Source organism: Flavobacterium hibisci (assembly GCF_020026925.1).
GTDB lineage: Bacteria > Bacteroidota > Bacteroidia > Flavobacteriales > Flavobacteriaceae > Flavobacterium > Flavobacterium hibisci.
Map to the genome: position 1 here is coordinate 51,642 of NZ_JAIQDW010000016.1, position 17,549 is coordinate 69,190.

Below are 17,549 nucleotides of genomic sequence, written 5' to 3' on the forward strand. Positions count from 1 at the left end.
TTAATAATTTTTATAATCTTTTCTCATAATTAATATTTGATTACTCAAATACCTCAATCTATTTATATAATAGTCCATTTGATTTAATGTACTCTTTTGTTTAAACATTATATAATTAGAATGTATTTGATTAATTATTTCTTTACTGTAATCAATATTTTGTTTTAATAAATTCACTAAATCAGTTCTAATAAACCACATTGACTGCTCTATATTTTCATAATTCTTCGAATCATTTTCTCGAAGTTCTTTTATCACTTGAGTGTTTTGAGAAATTCTTTTATTTGCACCATTTATGTTTTTGTCAAATACTTCAAAATGCTCTTTTTTAGTTTTATATGTTCTATCAGAATAATTTATTCTATCATTTGGACCAAAGCGAATATAATATGCCAAATCTGCTGTCTTTTTGGCGTTTTGACTGTCCACATAAGCTAAATTTTTTCTATTACATCGAAGAAGCGCATCAATTACATCTTGTTTTATTGCTTGTAAATTACTCCAACCGTAGTAAATGTCATTAGCAACATTTATTTCATTTAGCATTTTTATTAATCCAGCTCTGTACTTATCACTATTTGTTCCATCAGGATTTTGTTTTGGCAATCCATTTCCTAAAATGCTTTCCCTAGCAATCTTATATGATTCTTTCTCTTTAGAATCATAAAATAAATGAGGCAAACCTAACATGTGCCCAATTTCATGAGAATAAGTATCTTTAGATTCGATATTTTTAGAATATACTACTAAGCCATAATGATCTAAAGGAGATGTTCTACTAAAGGCACCTGTACCTCTTTCTTTGCACTCTCCATCAGCCAAAATAATCAATCCGCCTAAATAAGATTTAGTCTTACTTTTAAGCTTTTTTGCATATTCTTCAGCAGTAACAGAATCAACTGATTTAGTAGTCATAATTGGCTTGTTCTCTTTATCCTTTTTACCACTATCAACTTTAATATCTTCAAATAGTGTTTCTGCATTATACTTTTCCATCTCCCATGTTCCATCAGGTTTTTTCGTTCCGTATCCATTTGAATCTAATTTAGGTCTTTCTCTTTCTTCTAAATTATAATACTTTTTTGTCGTCCAGTCTTCTTTATCAAACGCATAAAAATAATCATCTAAATCAACAGTTTCCAAACCATCAAACATAGCCTGATTTTCAATTTCCACCTCATAGCCTGACTGGTTCAAAGAGTTTTCATTCAGGTATTTTTTAATATCATTATCTTTAAACTTTCTAAATAAAACTTTCGCTTTCTCATTAGGATTATCATCTGAAGAAACTAAAGCAATAACTCTTAATTTTAGTTTTAGTACCTTGTTTTCCATCATGTTTATTCCTCCTACGGGATGCGACCCTGACATTGGACTGCTATGCTTAAATTCATAGGTTTTATCTGTTCCTGCCTGCAAACATTTTACTTTGAAATCAATTTTTCCTGCCTCGGTTAATTTTTTCTTTGACGTTTTGCCTTCTTTCTCCCCTCCAATTATTTCAAATTCATAAAATTCATCGCCAGTTATGGCAATAACATCTTCATTTATTACTCCTTGTGAGAGAATAACCTCTGCACTCAATGTTATTTCCTGGTTCGGCTTTATTAAAACATACGGAATATCTACATATTTACTTATAGAGTTAAATTTATAATGGTCCTGGATAGCGTGTTTTGCCCCCATTTCATCTCCACTTTTTGCAACAATATCTCCTAAATCTGTTGGAGTTGCTCCTTTTTTATAAAAGTATTCCACCTCAGAAAAAGGTACACCTTGTATTTTCTCTATTTCTTTTGTTTCTGGATTTACATCCACCCAATCAAAGCCAAATTCACCATTGTAATCGTCATTTAATCTTACTTTTACATACAAATTTGTTATTTCTAAAGGCTTTGCTGTTTCTGGTTTGTTGCCATATGTTGTTCCGCCCTTAGCTGTAAAACTCGATTTTCCTTGTACATTCTCGATATATTCTCTGGTGTACAATTCGTATTCCTCGTAAATTTCTGTATTCTTTCCTGATGATCTGTAGATGGTCATAATTAAAACATGTTTGATTTTTCAGTTGAATTAATTTTGAACTCTCCTTCAGTATGAACATTTTTATCTTTTTCAATATTCATTTCGTGGCTTTCATGATTGTTTACAGCCTTCTTTGCTTGGGACTTTCTTTCGCCTGTTACCATTTCAAATAGCTGACCTGTAACATTTACCATATAATCTACCCCAATTGATAAGGTATGCATCAAACCTACACTCGTAGATTTATCACCTCCTGCACTTTCAGAAATATTCATTCCGGCGTTCACACTAATATTTTTGCTTGCTGATAAATTAATATCTGAAGCATTTACAGAAAAAGTTTTCGGTGCATTCACAGCAATATTTCCCTGACCATCCATTTTCCAGGTATTACCACTCGGATCTTCAATCAAAATACTTCCCTCTCCGTCGTTCAAAATAAATTTGATTCCTGAACGTGTGTGAATCGCCTTAACATTATTTTGACCGTCTGCATAACCGCTGGTAGCACTTCCATTGTATTGTGTTCCTAAAACATACGGATTCTGTGCATTGCTCCCTTCAAAACCTACTAAAACCTCTTCGTCAATTTCGGGAATAAAGTAAAATCCTTTTCCTGATCCTGAGTGTGGCTGAATCATTCGAAGCCACTCGCTTGAATTGTTTCCGCCTGCCCAGTTGAACTGTACTTTTACACGCCCTAATCCTTCCGGATCGTTGTTGTCTTTTACTTTGGCTGGCTGTGTTTCTGCCTTTGCAAATACATGTACGTCTGTAAAATGTGGTGCTGCAACATCTGCCGGAATAGCTTTGAAATTGCAGGAGTAATTTCCATGAACCTGCGAAAGGTGTGTTACTTCTGTCACAATCAATTCATGCTCTACAGTCTGGTTTATGATGCTGAAAACCTGTCCAAGTCCTAACGGAAAATAAGATATTCCGCTGTAATAAACACTATTGGCGTCGCTGCCTGCGGTCTGGAGTCTGACCATTTCCTGTATTTCTTCGCTGCTTTGGGCATTGGTGGTGTAAGCTCCATTGTTCAGGTCGCTTTGGGCAACGGTTCCCTGGTTATGTCCTACAACGGAAGAAAAACTGTCTTTGCTTCCTGAGGATGTTCTTGCTGAGGAGTTACGGATATTGGCAGCTCCATTGTAATCATACCCTCCCAAAGAAATTTTATGGGAAGCCATATTAGTCTGGATTTTAAAACCATGCAGCGAAGACCCGTTGATGAGTTTTATTTTGCTGGTTTTGGTCTGTCCGAACTGCATCCGCATTCCGTCAAAATAGAACCATTGCCCGTATCGGCTGGCCAATCGTTTCAAGAAATCAAAATTGGTCTCATTGTACTGGGCCAGGTATTTGAATTCCTGAAGGTAAGTCGATTTTATAGCATCCCTTTCATAGAATTCTCCTGGTCCTTCTGCCAAAATATCCAGCACGATATCATTCATGCCCCTTTGCTGGTAGGTCCTTGATTTTTTCATTTCGTCCAGAACAATAGTGTGGCTGATCCCTTTGACATGTAACCCTTCGGGGCTGCCATGAAGATCTACAGAGGAGAGTTCTGTTATGATTCCTTTGCTCATCAACCTGATTCCCGTAAGGCTTTTAAAGGTAAAGATAACTTCATCGCCAAGATACGTTCGCAATGCCTTTGCCTGATCTGCCGGGTTTATGATCGCCTTGCCTGTATATTGCCATACAAAAGAAAAATGATGGTGATCGGCCATCTTTTGCGACAATTCTAAATTATGATAAACGACGTTTTGGGCAAAACTCCCTATGCTGATATGTACCTGTTCTGAAAAATGTCCCATAATACTACTCTTTATTGGTTCTTTATAATTAACTTAAGGCAATCCAGTTGTTAGAAAATTTTGCATCGCCAAAAGTCAATTCTTTAGCCACTAATTCTATAGTAATTTTCATAGGCACTTCGGTAGTACTCGTAAATTGTTCGTCATAACCAATACAAAATGCTTTCGTAAACGTAAGCTCTTTCATTTTGCTCATAGCATCTCTTCTGTAAAAAATGATTTTACCATCTTTTGTTAAATCACCGTTTAACATCCAGGATAGAAAATTACTGTTTTGAGTGGCCTCAATTATCATTTTAATAATTCCGCCTTTCGCATTTCCCGTAGGTTTACTTGTATTATCAATTTCCTGTCTGAAACTTACATTAAATTCAAGGACATTATATTCTTCTCCGTCTATATTTAATTTAGATAAAAAACTCATTTGTAGATTTGTTAGGTTATTAAAAGATTTGAAATAGATTTAGTGCTGATTAAACAAAAAAGGAAGTCCCATAGCAGGACTCCCTTTAATAGTTTCAAGCTTAAAAAAGTTTGATAAAGTCCAAAGGATTATACCCAAGCATTATCAAATTCCCCTCCGCCCATCGAAATTTTGCGTGCTGAAATCATAAAAGTCTCCGTTAAAGGAGTATCACTGTTATGATCAAAGTTTTCTTTGTACTTAACCATGTAAGCCTCTGTAAACTTTAGCTCTTTTAAAGTAGCATTAGAATCACGTTTGATGAACTTTACAGAACCATCTTTTCTTTCGAAATTATTGGTCATCCACTCAAACAATTCAGTACTTCCTGTAGATTCTACTTCAAGCATAATTCTTCCTCCACGAGTTACTGTGGATGGACGCCCTGAAGCATCTGTTTCCTGAGCTAAATCATAACTCACATTCAATACTTTGTAATCCTTTCCGGCTACTGACAACGATGTTAAAAACGACATAATAAAATTTTTTTAATTATTAATTTATTTATTCATAGGACAAATATAAAAATAATTCTTACAATTAAAAATAAATTAACGCTATTTTATTTACTTTTTTTTATTTATAAGATAATGGGCCTACAAAAAAGTATCCCTTAAAATCGAAAATTCTATTGGTACTTTTTATTGTGGCATCTATTATAATGTCAACCCTCTTCTTTGCCCTGCTCATATCATCTACAAAAAAAGTTTCTTCTGACAATTCTACCCTGAGATCATTAAGTTTAATCCTGCCCTCATGTAAAAGCAAAGATTGTTTCATGGTTTTCGATATTATTTCTTTAAGCGTATTTTCATTCATAAGTAAATCAAAATCGATCTCCCATATTTTAGATCCAAAAGTTTCATCAAATTTACATTCGCCAAATGTAGTTGTAGCCAGCAAAATTATTTGTTGGGCAATAGAATGTTCAATGGATGTTTTTTCTAATTCTTTTTTCTGAATGATGGCATTAAAATCTATCGGCAGTTTATAAAAAGCTCCTTTCATATCTTCCTCAATTAAATATAAATTACCCTGTCTGTTTTTCCATTATACCCTGTTTCTATAGCTTTAGAAACTTTTTTCCTCTTAATAATACTAAGTGTTACTTTTGGTGTAAGTTTCAAAAATTTCTCCCGGTACAAAATATCACCAATAAAACGTTTGCCTTTATTTTCGTCAACAACAATAAAATAACTTGTTCCTTTTTCAATTTTGAGTGTATTGATATCTCCTGCAAAAAGCTGAATATTTTGATTCTCTTTTTGAAAAGTATACCAGAGTTCTTCGTCATTTAATTTTCTGAATTTCGAAATATCAAACACTTCTATTTCTTCTTTTAAGGGTTCGAAAGGAATATTTTCAAAAAGAAAATTCTTTGGTGCTAAAAATTTGAGTCCAAAAAAACTCCAAATTCCTTTTTTTGTGGTTTTCTCTTTAAAGAAAAAAGTATCCCGTGTAACTTTATATATTTCTTTTTCGTTGGTTTTATCATCCGTTACGATCATTTGATATGTTGGAACCTCAATTTCTATTGGAATTTCAGAACTTTCAAAGAGTGTTTTGAGATTTACTGTTCCTACTTCCTGCTCTGAAATTATAATACTTATCGAATGCTTCCTTAAAGCCGAATCTGTTCTGACAATCACATCCCCTTCTCCGCTGCCGGCGTAAAAAACAGAACCTTCGTTATCCGTAAGTCCTAATGAAAGATTTAATTCTGGAAATGGCATATTTTAGCTATTTAGGTGATGAATTTTAATTTTATAAAAAGAAAGCTTATCTATAAACTATCTGAAATTTTAAGCTAACTCTTTTTTCTAATTTTATATACTTTCAAACAATTGAGATAATGTTTGAAATTCTCATTATCGACAGCACTCGGACTAAATTCATAATCTCTTTTAAGCGTGTAAAATTTTATCGAATTAATGGTGTTAGCATTAAGCTTTTTTATATCTGCACCTGTGAGTTCCATAACAGCCGTACCGTCACAATTTACTGAAAATGAATTATTTAAAATATACATATCTCCATTTTTGAAATAAAGTTCTAATGGCTGTTCCTGCTTTACACAAACATTATCTGTAAATATTTTAAAGTATAGATACAAACTACCTTTTCTTTTCCCAAGCTGCAATACCGCATATTCAGAATCTTCATTAAAAACTCTCAACAAAATTGGAGGTGCACTTGCAAAAAGTTTCCCCGAAAGCAACAAATCATTTTGCGAAACAGGGCAGTTTATTTCACTTAGTACAGGCATTTTTTGAGCTTTAACCGAATTTGAAGCTGTTAACAATACAGTGACTGCAAGAAAAATTTTCAGTAGGTTCATAAATTTGAATTATTTGGTTTGACCATTCAAAAGATCAATGTTTTGTTTAAAAAGGAAACATAAAAATATGTTTCCTTTTTATAGAGCTATTACTATTATTTTTGTTCGTAATCTGTATCCCATTCAGCTCCGTCATCTCCTTTGTGTCCATCCATTTTGATAAGGAAGTTTTTTGCAGGGAAATAAGGTTTCATATGGATATCCATATAAATTCTGTCTTTCTGAATTGGATCCTGCTCGAATCTGCGGATTTCAAAATTTTCAATCAATTTATCAGGACCTGTGATTCCGTCAAGGAAAGCTACAATCTGATTCATGATTTCTTTACGCGTTTTTGCTGTAAAGTTTTCGAAAGCACGACGATTAAGGAAATCCATTAATACTTTGGTCACATAATCAAAAACACGAACAACTGAATAGGTCTGTAATCCTAAATTATCACCGCTGAATAATGTTTTGGCAGAGAAAGCCATTACTTTTCCGTACTCGTTTACCATAGGAACCAGTCCTAAGTTTTCAAGGTTCGCAATTTCACTTTTCTTAAGATCAAATTTTACTCCGTCAACTTCATTGATTCCACCGAATTTTTTACCAGCTGTAACCTGAGACATCAACGTTTTGTAAATTTTTCCGGCAAGTGCTGCAGAAGGAGCTATGTGTAAGTCTTCATTTTCACCAATCTGGTCAAATCTGCCACGTCCTACTAACCAGTTACAAGTCATAATTACATTAGAACGGTACACATCTCCACCTGTTAAAGAAGCCGCATCAAACATTTCCATTACATCATCCGGTTCGTCAAGGTGTTCGAAATCGGTAACCAGCATTACTTTATTTTCATGTGCAATTTTTGCCCATTTTTCGATTACTTTATTTGAACCTAAATAGCCTGGAATTACCAAAATACCGTAGTTATTTTTAAGATCTAAACGATCGTAATTGTCTACCAGTTCACCATGAATTGCATCGATAAAACGCGTGTTATCAAGATCCTTTAATTGCTCTAAATCAGCATTTACGATCGTTACATTTTTCACTTTATCTGTTTCCGTGTTCTTGAAGAACAAGGCAACTGTTCTGTAAGCTGCTTCGATTTCCCTTGTATCTTCAACCGCTTTAGCAAGGTTCTTTTTCAACAATGCTTCAGACTCTTTGCTTTTGTCTTCACTTTGTGCCACCATATCAGTCAAAGCTTCGTTGCTGCTTAAAACTGAAGACCATAATTCTAAAGTCTTTAAAAGTGTTTCTCTTTCTTTTGCTTTGTTTACTTCTCCAAGGAAGATTTTTCTTCTTGCTTTTCTCTCCGGATTAAGATTCTGAATTCCTTCAATTGACATTTCCAGTAAATCAAAACCGCCGTACTTAGCCAGTTTTTCAACATTTTTTTCAATTGAACCTGCTCCGGCAATTACTCTAGGTTCTAATACTGCAGTATCTCCGTCGTTATTTTTATATGCTTCTTTATTTGACATCTCTTCGTATTTTTAAAATTTTATTTATTTTGTTTTAGTTCATTGATAAGCGTTCCAAGACTTTCTAATAAGGCTTTTTTTGCTTCTCCGTCTTCTAAAGCCGCTTTCAGGATTTTGTTAGATTTTAACTGACGGATGATTTTTTGATACTGGTCTTTTTCTGTTTCCAGTTCAGATAAAAAGTTACTTTGTGATGTAATTCCTTTTATTCCAAAATCTCCCAAGTTTTTAAAATTTAAAGCTTCCACTTTTGTTGCTCCTTCAGCAGTTTCAAAGTTCACCTTTACTTGTGGTTTAAAGTGTTCAAATGCTTTTTCGATACTTGTGATTCCTTCAACCAACTCTGGTTTAATAGGCGCATCAACCGTTAATTTCTGAGCAATAAGTGTTCTGTTTTGAGGAATAGCACTGATGGCTTCATCAGCATCTAATTTTACTTCATTACCTCCAATTCCATAATTTGATAACATAATTTTTAATTTTTAGTGATTATTCTATTAATTCTTTTTACTCTAATTCTAATTATTGATTTTGATAAATCTGGCGGCAGACGTCCAGATCCCTGCTTACTTTTTCCAGCTCTTCTTTATAGGTTTTTGCCGATTGGTTCAAACTGTCAATAAGGTGTGAGTTATGTGTAAGGCCTCTAATCTGTTTTTTATAGTCGATAATATTTTTATATGCTAGAATGATATTGTTATACAGCTTTTTATTGTCTGTCGTATCTTTTGGGATTTTCTGATACATATTGGCAATCATAACATTCGCCAGTCGTTGCTGAAAATCATTATCAACTTTTGGCGAATTAATCGAATCAATCGTCATCCTGATACTGTCAATTTTTACCGAAAAGTTAGTTTGGTAATCATATTCCCTTTTCATCATTTCGTTTTCTGCCTTAAGCAATTTATTTTCTGCTTTTGGCATATAAAAATTAAATGATACAGCAATTAACATCACTGAAAAAGTCAGGATAAATGCTATTAAAAAAGCTATAAATGCTTTTTGACGTTCTTGTTTATTTAATACTTCCATATTTGTTATTCGTAATTGTTTTTAATCTTTTATGAAGAAACTGTGTCTTTTAGAAGTATGAAGAATATCTTTCTGATCTGTTTCGGCAACAAACAACTCGATATTTTCTTTCTTCTTACCTATATAATCCAGTTTGTTTAAGGTCTCGTATAACTTTTCAATCTTAACCAGGAAGTTCATGACCAGCGTTGCCGTTTTATCGATATGCACATGATCGTATCCGGAGTTAATAAGGGATGCAAAAAGCATTTCCAACTCCCCTTGTGATATATCACACCATTCGGCGAAATAGTTAAGCAGTTCTTCTTTACCCGCTCCCGATTTTGAATCAATAAAATTTTTGATGACTCTTGCAAATGATACTACGGTAGTCAGCATTGCTGCAGGATGCTGATGCAAAGCGAACCAACGAAACTGTGTAAGACAACTTCCTAAATAATAACTGGTTGTATCTGTTAACTGAATTACCGTCTGAGGTAAAATTCCAGATTGCTGAATACGATTAATTTTTTGAGAAATCTGAACCGAATAAATTTCGATCTGGCCAAACGTACGTGCAATCTGTGCGTGCATATCAACCAGTTTTGGATGGCAGGCAACAGTTACCGATGGCGGAATATAATTTTCATCAAGGATTGTGTTATCCCCAATTATAACTTTACCAATAGCCAGATAAAAACCACCATACCCTATTCCGGAACGAAATTCCTCAGCTTTAATTAAATGAAGTTTATATTCAGGTTGCGTGTATGGATATCTTGGCGGAACCTCTTCAGGATCGGGCTCTCCAAACGGAATCCTTTTCTTCGAGTTTACCGAAATACAAGCCAATAAAACCAATTGTTCTCCATCTTTTATTTCATAAGTGTCTTCCGGATACGGAACCTGAAGATCTAATGTATCTGTACTACTCCTGCTAATTTCAATTCTGGATCCATTTGGAGTAATGGCATGACATTCTTCTACGCGAACGCGCAGTAATTTGTGATTGTCGATTCCGAGTGTGATTTTGGTAGCCTCCTTATTTTGATTTCCTGAATACAATAAACCGTAACTCATCGGTGTGGTATGAATTCCTATTGCATCATTTACCAATTCAGAAACATTGTTCTGCATGGACAAGAAATGGCTTTTGTTTATTTTCATCCCGTCTATCCAGTTTACGGGAAAATGATTTAATTTTTCTATCATATATTTTATGTTTTTCTTTTAAACAAACCTTTATTGCATTTTTCCTTTAACCCGAATAATGGCATTATCATAAACCGTATTTTCTTTTAATTCTTTGGCGAGTTTGTAGTAGTTTAGTGCTTCTTCAAAATCATTTTCGTTTTCAAAAATCTTAGCAATATTGTAATAAGCACTGGCTTTTGTGGTGTTAATTGAATTACCCGAAGCATACGTTATTGCTTTTCTGTTTGCGTAAATCGCTTCTGCCTTATACCCTTTTTTGATATACATAAGACCTAAATTTCCGTATGCCTGACCAAATGTTGGATAGTATTCTATGGCTTGCTTGTAAAATTCTAAAGCTGTATCTACATCTTTATTTTGATAGGCCAAATCTCCCTTTTGGTTCAATTGAAGAGCTCTTTTCTTATCTTCATTAGACACATAAATCTCTTCTTCTCTATCATCACTAGAATTTCCACCTATACCAACTTCCTGTGTCGTTTTAGAAATAATATTATTTATATCTATAATTTCCCCATTCTCATTTATCTTAAATAAATTCCAGACATTTCCTTTTTTATTTTTTGGCATGTAATACGTTTTAACTAATGACTGCCCTACGTAAACAAATACTTTTGCTTCGCTTGCAGAAAGTTTATATGAATCCAGGTCATTCTTATTGGAATAATCATGTACAAAATAATGATAGGTTTCTCCAAACTTTTTGTTTTCAATTGTTATGGTTTCCGGTCCGTAGCTATCAGTATCATCTACGTCCAGATTTGCCAGGCTTCCTTCCTTTTGTTGAAAAAAGATATGATTTCCGGGAAAAGTAAGATGTGAATCTAAATCAGAGGGATATTTTCCCCAGTTCAACACTATTCTCATTCCATCAAGATTTTTCATGTATGGACTCAGTGCATACGTCATATCGTTGCAAGGACATTTTACCACTAAACTTGAATAGTTGTCTTTTTTGATAATCAATAATGTGTTTGAATCATCCGGAAATCCACTATTGATTGTGGTTCGACCCTGATTATTTGTCAAACTCTTTGCCGATGATTCACCATTTCTCTGAATCATTACTTCTGCATTACTAATCACTTTATCTTTCTCAACTGCTGACAATACCTGTACATATATATTTTGTGCGCTTACCTTATTGCTAAAAGCAAGAGCTAAAAAAAAGATTGTTAATTTAAATTTCATTATGTTTTTTTATTAAAAAATTACTTGTATCATATGTGTGTTAAAGGTTTTTATTTAAAGATTTTTTGGGTTAATTTTTTATATTAAACAGGTTTAATCTTAAATTTTTTTAATTATTAATTCAATTTACTTTGTGAGGACGAATTGCAAATTTGTGCTATCGGGTTTAATTTTATTCCTTAGTTAAGTCGAGACTAGACTCATCTTTAATTAATTTAACCATTTGCGAACCTTCTAATATATATTTTTCACCATTATTTATATTAGATATTTTTAAAGTACTTCCATTATTCATTTTGAATGTTAACGAATTTGTTTCTTTGTTAATTAGTTCTAATTTTGAACTTTCTTCTCTTAGACTATGTAATTCGTATATTAAAGAGTCTTTAGTTATATTTATATAAACAGTTGCCCAACTTCTTGGGTCATTATATTCTTCTTTAAATTGCAAAAAGGATCCTTTATATATCCCAAACCATTTGTCTTCGATCTGTGACTCTTTATGCCCTAAATTGTCTTTTATAGGTAATATGAAAGAGTCACTTATATTTAAATTTATATCATCATATCCACTACCTAATTTTAATATCAGCTTATTATTTGTTTCTGATACATTGAAATTATATTTTAATTCTATTTCATTTTTATCAAGTTTCACATCAAAGCTTTTACTGCCAATATATTTTATAGTATCTATATTAAATTGATAAACATAAAAAGTATGTCCATATTCTAAAAAAGAATCTATAATTAAAATCATTTTTGATTCATTTTCAAAGAGAAAACTATTAATACCTAACTCTGAAATGGATTCGGTAAGTGAATGATTAAAAGTTTCATTTTTATATTTAAATTCAATAAATGATTTATTATTAGCAACAGAAAATTTATAAAATAAATTCTTTCCATTATTCCCACAATTCGTCGGAGCAAATTGTTCACCATCACAATTTATTGGAATTTGAGAATAATTTGAATTAATTGGCTTGTCCTTTTTTGTTTTAATATCAACTTTCGGCAAACTTGACACAGAATTCATCTTATCGTCTTTGCAAAAGGATAATAGAATTAACAAAAAAATGTATTGAATGTATTTCATAATTGTAAATTTTACTGCCCCGATAGCGTGGATTGTAATCCATTCCTATTCAATTACTATGATTGATTAAAAAATGAACCTATTCATTAGTCGGATTTACATTTTACTAAAACGATATTGCCTTCAGGATTATGAAATTTATAATTTCTACTCATTTTAATATAATAAATCTTTTTAAAACTAGACTTTTATCAGCAAACGCCACACGAAAGGATTCGTGCGGGAGCGGGGGACTACTTCTATTCTTACTTGATAATTCATTTATAAGAGTAAGATCATCAGAAGTGACTTCTGTTTTGTTTCTAAAATCTGTTATTTTATATAAATAAAAATTCTCTTCTGATAACTTACCTTTAATAATAACTTCATTATTTTGATTTAATAATGAATAATTAATATCATTGAACTTTCCGAGACTAAAGATTTTCTCATTATATTTAAAAGTATAAATACCTAAATCATTGAAATTATTTGACGCATCAAATTTAACTACATGAAAAGTTGGTAATTCTTCCGTACAAGTAGGAATCATTAAATAATAAAAAGAATCCTCTTTAAAAAGCTTGAATTGATTCTTGGCTTCTTCCATTGAAGATGTATTGATACAAAAATCTACAGAACTATAATTATTAGATTGTTCAACTTCTAAATAACTTGTCTCTTTATCCTTTAAATAATATATGCGGAAATTGATTAAATCGGTTTCAAAAAATATTTCTGTTATAAACTCATTTTCGGACAATAAGATTTTCACAGGAATTGATGAATTTTCTTTTGCTTTTTTTTCTACAAGGATCGAAGATTGCTTTCTATCTGACTCTTTATTTTTACAATTAAATAATGCAAAAAATGCAAATAGAAAAAATATTTTTGTTATTACCCTCATAAAGATTTTAATTTTTGAAATTTTCCATATTATCATAATTCAACTTATTTTGTCCTTCAAATTCTATTATCTTTCCTTGCTTAGCTTCAGTTTGTTGATCTAATTTCTCTTGCTCCCCGATATTGCGGATTATAATTTATGTTTCCTAAGAATATATTTTTCTTTTTTACCATCAGAATAGGTATAATCTAAATATGGAGAAATCCATAAATATTTTTTACCATCATATATTAAATATCCAAATTCTTTTTCTTCTGCTAATTTGTTATCATTTTCAATATAAGTAGATTCAAACTTAATTAGTCTTTTATATTTTAAATATAGTTTTTCATGTTTTTCAATTACTTCTAATTGATACTCTTTATTTTCAGCAAGGCTTGTTACCTTAAAAAGGCAACTATCAGAAGTTAAATTAAGTTCAATAGTTTGTAAATATTCTTGAGTGCTAGAAATATCGACAAAGTATTTCCCATACCATTTTGGTGAAATATCTATTATTGCTAAATTTTTTAAATCATTTATAATTCTTGAATTGTGTATATAACCTTTATTTTTTTCTTTTGTTTCTACTAAATACCAATCATCAGAATCATCTAATATTGTAATCTCTTCATTTTGAATAACTTTTTGAATTATTTCAGAATTTTTATTTTTATCTTTTCTAAGATTTGTATAGCCATCAGAGTCTTTTATATAACCTTTTTTGATATTTTTGTTACTTTTTAATTTCTCATCAATTAATTTAAATGTTTTTTCATCTTGTTTAAAAAAAGCCAAAACATTTTCATCAATTTTTTGATGTTTTTTTTCTAAGTAATTTAAAAGTTTATTAGTGTCATAAATAATTGCATTTTTGTAAGTTTCAACATAAAGCTCAGCATCAGCACCATCGACAACTTTCCTTAATGAATCCAAAGTAGTATACGATTTTTCATTTGTTGTATGATTATCTATTTGAAATTGAATTCTATTCAATTTTTGAAAATTAGAGATGTCTTTCCCTTGTTGAGAATTGCAGGATATAAAATTAATCAGTAAGATTATCAGTATAATAATTCGATTCATTTTTGTAATATTTATTATTTGTTATTCCTTTTTTTAATATGTCCTCATTTTCTGGATTCTCTATAACTTCCAAATAATCATCAGGAGTAAAATACTTTTTAGAAACTGTATCGTATTTCAAAGTATGATCAACATTAATCAAGTGATTTTCCTTTTTATTAGATTTTTTTTCTAAATTTTCAACCTTTTTTTTAAGCGTAGCTATGGCATCATCAAAAACTCTTAAACACCCACCTGTGTTCCATAAATAAGGATTTGATTCATTGGCTTGTCTTCCTCCGTGAATTTGAATTTCTTCTCTTCCTATTGCTTTAGCCTCACCAGATTCATAAGTCATATCCAATCTATGATTAGATCCATAAATTTCACTACTACCATCATTTCTCCAATTTTCAAATTTATATACTCCTGTTGGAGTATCTCCATATTTTTGTGTTCTACTTTCACCAATTTTATTTGAATATCCTTGAGCTCTGACAATTGTTCTCCAAACTTCTTGATTATTATCATTTTTTAATACAAGAATACCATAACCCATATCCTTTCTATTTGACCATAAATGAATGTCAATGTTCCATCCTTTTCCTTCCAGAGGTTTTATTTCATTTTTATTACAACATTCAATCTTGAAATCTTTTAGAAAACCTTTTTTTAAGTGTAAGTTGCTTTTATCTGCTAATTCTTGTTTCAAAAATGTTTCATAATGTGATAAACATTTATCCATAGGAGTTGCTGGTTGTGGTTTACCATTTAATTCATATTTGCTATTATCTCCTTCATGTGGCAAACTTGCATAAATTGAACTGCCAAATTTCCTTATAGCTTCTTCTATTTTTCCATCTATAATCAATTCCAACATCCCTTTCCTATCTTTCATAAGACAAATACATAATTTATCTTGAGATTCGGGTTGATAATCTATAATATTATATGTTTTTCTATAATCATGATATGATTCGTAGACATCTAGTACTTTAAAATATTTACCTGTCCATTCTAATTTACTTCCTCCTAACCAAGCATAAGTATATCCCATTATCTGATAAGCTCCGGCTGCACTTGATCCACCACTATAAACTTTGTTTGGATGCGTACTTAAATCTGTTATCTCGTTACCTCCAAATGCTGTAGTATATCCTTTTTGAAAGTCATGAGGAATATATATTGTTTCTTTTTTATTGTAATCATAAGATTTTATTAATTCTCCTGTTCCCTCACCTACTCTCAACATTCTCATAAACGCTCTTATTCGCGCTTCACACTCACATTTCTTTCCAATCACAAAATACTCCCCATCTCTTTTCAAAAATTCCTTTTCGTGTTTTACAGTCTCACCCTGGCATTCGGCTTTTAACCAAAGACTTTCGGCTTGTGTTTTGTAAATATCAAAACTAATCGTGTCACCACTAATATAATCTTTGCTTACTAAAGCTTTTTCTACATCGTCTGCAAAGGCTGTTTTTCCGGTTGCTATCTTGGTATTGCCTTGTTTTCCTTCTTTTGCATTTTTTAGTATTATTCCTGCAAATTTATTTTTATTGTCATCTGTAATAGTTGTTTTTTCACTTTTAAATGTATAAGTGTAAGTTTCTTCTTTTTTTCCTTTAAGCAGTTTTTCTTTCCATACTTTTAAATCTTCATCTGCTTTTGGGCGCAATTTCACTTTTACCTTTGCTATGCCGTTTTCAACGGTTGCTTTTAGTGTTGTCAGTTCTGCTCCATCTTCTTTGGCTTCTAAAACAGGTACAGCTGCATCAGCATCCACCATAATGGCTTCTTTTTCTTTTATTGTAATAGAAACTTCTTTTCCATCCAATAAAAATGTTTTAGCAACCACATATACTTCCTCTTCTAGCGGGGCATTATTTATTTTTATATAGTTTGCTCCTAACTTGTACAGATCAAAAGAAACAGGGTCCCCAATATCATAATTATTTTCAGTCAATGCATTTTTAATATCATCAAGTTTGGCATATTTTTTATCTGCTTTTACTTGTGCATCTACTCGTTGTTTGATGATTTTTGCTGCCTTATCTCTGTCGATAGGAGCATTTTTAGTTTTAAAAACGTATTCATGCTGACCCACAGCCTCTGAAGTTTCCAAAGAAAATTCTTCTTTAGCAAAATAAGCCGTGACAATACCTTCTGTTCTTACTATTTCCTCAACAGGAGTTACATCAATTGTCAATGGAGCTGTATTAGTTGGTGCTTCAAATACTGGTATTGTGATTATACTGTCTGCTTTTATTATATTAAACGAAAGTATTTTGTCATTTCCACTTGCATTTTTAATGTAATCTTCTTTAATATCAATTACTTTTATATAAAAATTTTCTACATCGTCAGGCAATCCTGGAAATCCCCAATAACAAGACATCGTTTTAAATGTCGCTTTAATTCTTCCATCTACACATTTTGTTCTTACAGTTTCTAAAGCTTTATCCGTTTTTCTCGCACTATACAACTGTAATGTTAGTGAATTACCATTTATACCCTCTGCTTCTAATGTAATGAATAAGTCATCACCATAACTTATTGCACTATGATCTGCTGCATTTTCTTTTTTACTCCAGGAAGATGAGATTATTTTTTCATCACATTTTCCATATACATGCAGTCCCGTTTTTCTATGATCATGTCCACCATATAAACTAGCTTCTAAATAAAAGGCATAATTCCCACAGAGTTTTTTTGGCAGGTTAACGCCATAAGGAATTCCCGCAGGTTTTATTGTTCTTTTAAAAATCGTTCTTCTTTTTTGATCCATCCATAGCCATGTAATGTCTCTTCTTTTGTCTTCTTCAGGGGTTTCATTATACCATTCGCCAACAACAAACGGAGCTTCTTCGTTTGGTCTGACACAAAGTATTGTATCTTCCAAACTATGATTTCCCAGTACGCCACCAGAACCAACCCATTTTATTTTTTTTACTCCCTTTGCCATTTTATGCTTTTAGA

General features: G+C 31.8%; 16 protein-coding genes. All 16 read right to left on the minus strand.

Features of this window, described 5'->3' with window-relative positions:
- The 16 genes from K8B81_RS15770 to K8B81_RS15845 all read right to left on the minus strand — a co-directional run bounded on the left by K8B81_RS15770 (position 1) and on the right by K8B81_RS15845 (position 17,535).
- Complete coding sequence (locus tag K8B81_RS15770) at positions 1–1,989, minus strand: hypothetical protein (protein WP_223682520.1); 1,989 nt, start codon at positions 1,987–1,989, stop codon at positions 1–3.
- Positions 1,990–2,045: 56 nt separating this feature from the next.
- A complete protein-coding gene (locus tag K8B81_RS15775; protein ID WP_223682521.1) occupies positions 2,046–3,848 on the minus strand; it encodes a type VI secretion system Vgr family protein in 1,803 nt (600 codons plus the stop codon).
- 28 nt (positions 3,849–3,876) lie between these two features.
- Complete coding sequence (tssD, locus tag K8B81_RS15780; RefSeq protein ID WP_223682522.1) at positions 3,877–4,272, minus strand: type VI secretion system tube protein TssD; 396 nt, start codon at positions 4,270–4,272, stop codon at positions 3,877–3,879.
- A 128-nt stretch (positions 4,273–4,400) separates the two neighbouring features.
- On the minus strand, positions 4,401–4,787 hold the full coding sequence (gene tssD, locus K8B81_RS15785; protein ID WP_110345063.1) for a type VI secretion system tube protein TssD: 387 nt from the start codon (positions 4,785–4,787) through the stop codon (positions 4,401–4,403).
- 100 nt (positions 4,788–4,887) lie between these two features.
- The gene (locus K8B81_RS15790; RefSeq protein ID WP_223682523.1) at positions 4,888–5,319 is read right to left on the minus strand and encodes a GPW/gp25 family protein; all 432 of its coding nucleotides are present in this window, start codon (positions 5,317–5,319) and stop codon (positions 4,888–4,890) included.
- Positions 5,320–5,330: 11 nt separating this feature from the next.
- Positions 5,331–6,044, minus strand: a complete 714-nt coding sequence (locus K8B81_RS15795; RefSeq protein WP_223682524.1) for a hypothetical protein — start codon at positions 6,042–6,044, stop codon at positions 5,331–5,333.
- A 74-nt stretch (positions 6,045–6,118) separates the two neighbouring features.
- Positions 6,119–6,649: a hypothetical protein gene (locus K8B81_RS15800; RefSeq protein ID WP_223682525.1), complete on the minus strand. Its 531-nt coding sequence runs from the start codon at positions 6,647–6,649 to the stop codon at positions 6,119–6,121.
- Positions 6,650–6,744: 95 nt separating this feature from the next.
- Entirely contained in the window at positions 6,745–8,121 is a 1,377-nt protein-coding gene (locus tag K8B81_RS15805) for a DUF5458 family protein (RefSeq protein ID WP_223682526.1), read from the minus strand.
- A gap of 20 nt (positions 8,122–8,141) precedes the next feature.
- Positions 8,142–8,591, minus strand: coding sequence for a hypothetical protein (locus tag K8B81_RS15810; protein ID WP_223682527.1), 450 nt, complete (start codon positions 8,589–8,591; stop codon positions 8,142–8,144).
- A 52-nt stretch (positions 8,592–8,643) separates the two neighbouring features.
- Positions 8,644–9,156 carry a type VI secretion system TssO gene (gene tssO, locus K8B81_RS15815; RefSeq protein WP_223682528.1) on the minus strand — a complete coding sequence of 171 codons (513 nt, stop codon included), beginning with the start codon at positions 9,154–9,156 and terminating at the stop codon, positions 8,644–8,646.
- 21 nt (positions 9,157–9,177) lie between these two features.
- On the minus strand, positions 9,178–10,347 hold the full coding sequence (locus tag K8B81_RS15820; RefSeq protein ID WP_223682529.1) for a hypothetical protein: 1,170 nt from the start codon (positions 10,345–10,347) through the stop codon (positions 9,178–9,180).
- Between the two features lie 30 nt (positions 10,348–10,377).
- On the minus strand, positions 10,378–11,541 hold the full coding sequence (locus tag K8B81_RS15825) for a tetratricopeptide repeat protein (RefSeq protein WP_223682530.1): 1,164 nt from the start codon (positions 11,539–11,541) through the stop codon (positions 10,378–10,380).
- Between the two features lie 172 nt (positions 11,542–11,713).
- Positions 11,714–12,640, minus strand: a complete 927-nt coding sequence (locus K8B81_RS15830) for a hypothetical protein (protein WP_223682531.1) — start codon at positions 12,638–12,640, stop codon at positions 11,714–11,716.
- 151 nt (positions 12,641–12,791) lie between these two features.
- Positions 12,792–13,562: a hypothetical protein gene (locus K8B81_RS15835; protein WP_223682532.1), complete on the minus strand. Its 771-nt coding sequence runs from the start codon at positions 13,560–13,562 to the stop codon at positions 12,792–12,794.
- A gap of 93 nt (positions 13,563–13,655) precedes the next feature.
- Positions 13,656–14,501 carry an SH3 domain-containing protein gene (locus tag K8B81_RS15840; RefSeq protein WP_223682533.1) on the minus strand — a complete coding sequence of 282 codons (846 nt, stop codon included), beginning with the start codon at positions 14,499–14,501 and terminating at the stop codon, positions 13,656–13,658.
- A gap of 52 nt (positions 14,502–14,553) precedes the next feature.
- Positions 14,554–17,535, minus strand: a complete 2,982-nt coding sequence (locus tag K8B81_RS15845; protein WP_223682534.1) for a glycoside hydrolase family 24 protein — start codon at positions 17,533–17,535, stop codon at positions 14,554–14,556.
- Positions 17,536–17,549 lie beyond the last annotated feature (14 nt).

Excerpts from the sequence above, each read along its gene's own strand:
- tssD (WP_223682522.1), bottom strand. The coding sequence starts at position 4,272 with ATGAGTTTTTTATCTAAATTAAATATAGACGGAGAAGAATATAATGTC.
- K8B81_RS15795 (WP_223682524.1), bottom strand. The coding sequence starts at position 6,044 with ATGCCATTTCCAGAATTAAATCTTTCATTAGGACTTACGGATAACGAA.
- K8B81_RS15775 (WP_223682521.1), bottom strand. The coding sequence starts at position 3,848 with ATGGGACATTTTTCAGAACAGGTACATATCAGCATAGGGAGTTTTGCC.
- K8B81_RS15835 (WP_223682532.1), bottom strand. The coding sequence starts at position 13,562 with ATGATAATATGGAAAATTTCAAAAATTAAAATCTTTATGAGGGTAATA.
- K8B81_RS15790 (WP_223682523.1), bottom strand. The coding sequence starts at position 5,319 with ATGAAAGGAGCTTTTTATAAACTGCCGATAGATTTTAATGCCATCATT.
- K8B81_RS15845 (WP_223682534.1), bottom strand. The coding sequence starts at position 17,535 with ATGGCAAAGGGAGTAAAAAAAATAAAATGGGTTGGTTCTGGTGGCGTA.
- K8B81_RS15805 (WP_223682526.1), bottom strand. The coding sequence starts at position 8,121 with ATGTCAAATAAAGAAGCATATAAAAATAACGACGGAGATACTGCAGTA.
- K8B81_RS15810 (WP_223682527.1), bottom strand. The coding sequence starts at position 8,591 with ATGTTATCAAATTATGGAATTGGAGGTAATGAAGTAAAATTAGATGCT.
- K8B81_RS15830 (WP_223682531.1), bottom strand. The coding sequence starts at position 12,640 with ATGAAATACATTCAATACATTTTTTTGTTAATTCTATTATCCTTTTGC.
- K8B81_RS15825 (WP_223682530.1), bottom strand. The coding sequence starts at position 11,541 with ATGAAATTTAAATTAACAATCTTTTTTTTAGCTCTTGCTTTTAGCAAT.
- K8B81_RS15800 (WP_223682525.1), bottom strand. The coding sequence starts at position 6,649 with ATGAACCTACTGAAAATTTTTCTTGCAGTCACTGTATTGTTAACAGCT.
- tssO (WP_223682528.1), bottom strand. The coding sequence starts at position 9,156 with ATGGAAGTATTAAATAAACAAGAACGTCAAAAAGCATTTATAGCTTTT.
- K8B81_RS15820 (WP_223682529.1), bottom strand. The coding sequence starts at position 10,347 with ATGATAGAAAAATTAAATCATTTTCCCGTAAACTGGATAGACGGGATG.
- tssD (WP_110345063.1), bottom strand. The coding sequence starts at position 4,787 with ATGTCGTTTTTAACATCGTTGTCAGTAGCCGGAAAGGATTACAAAGTA.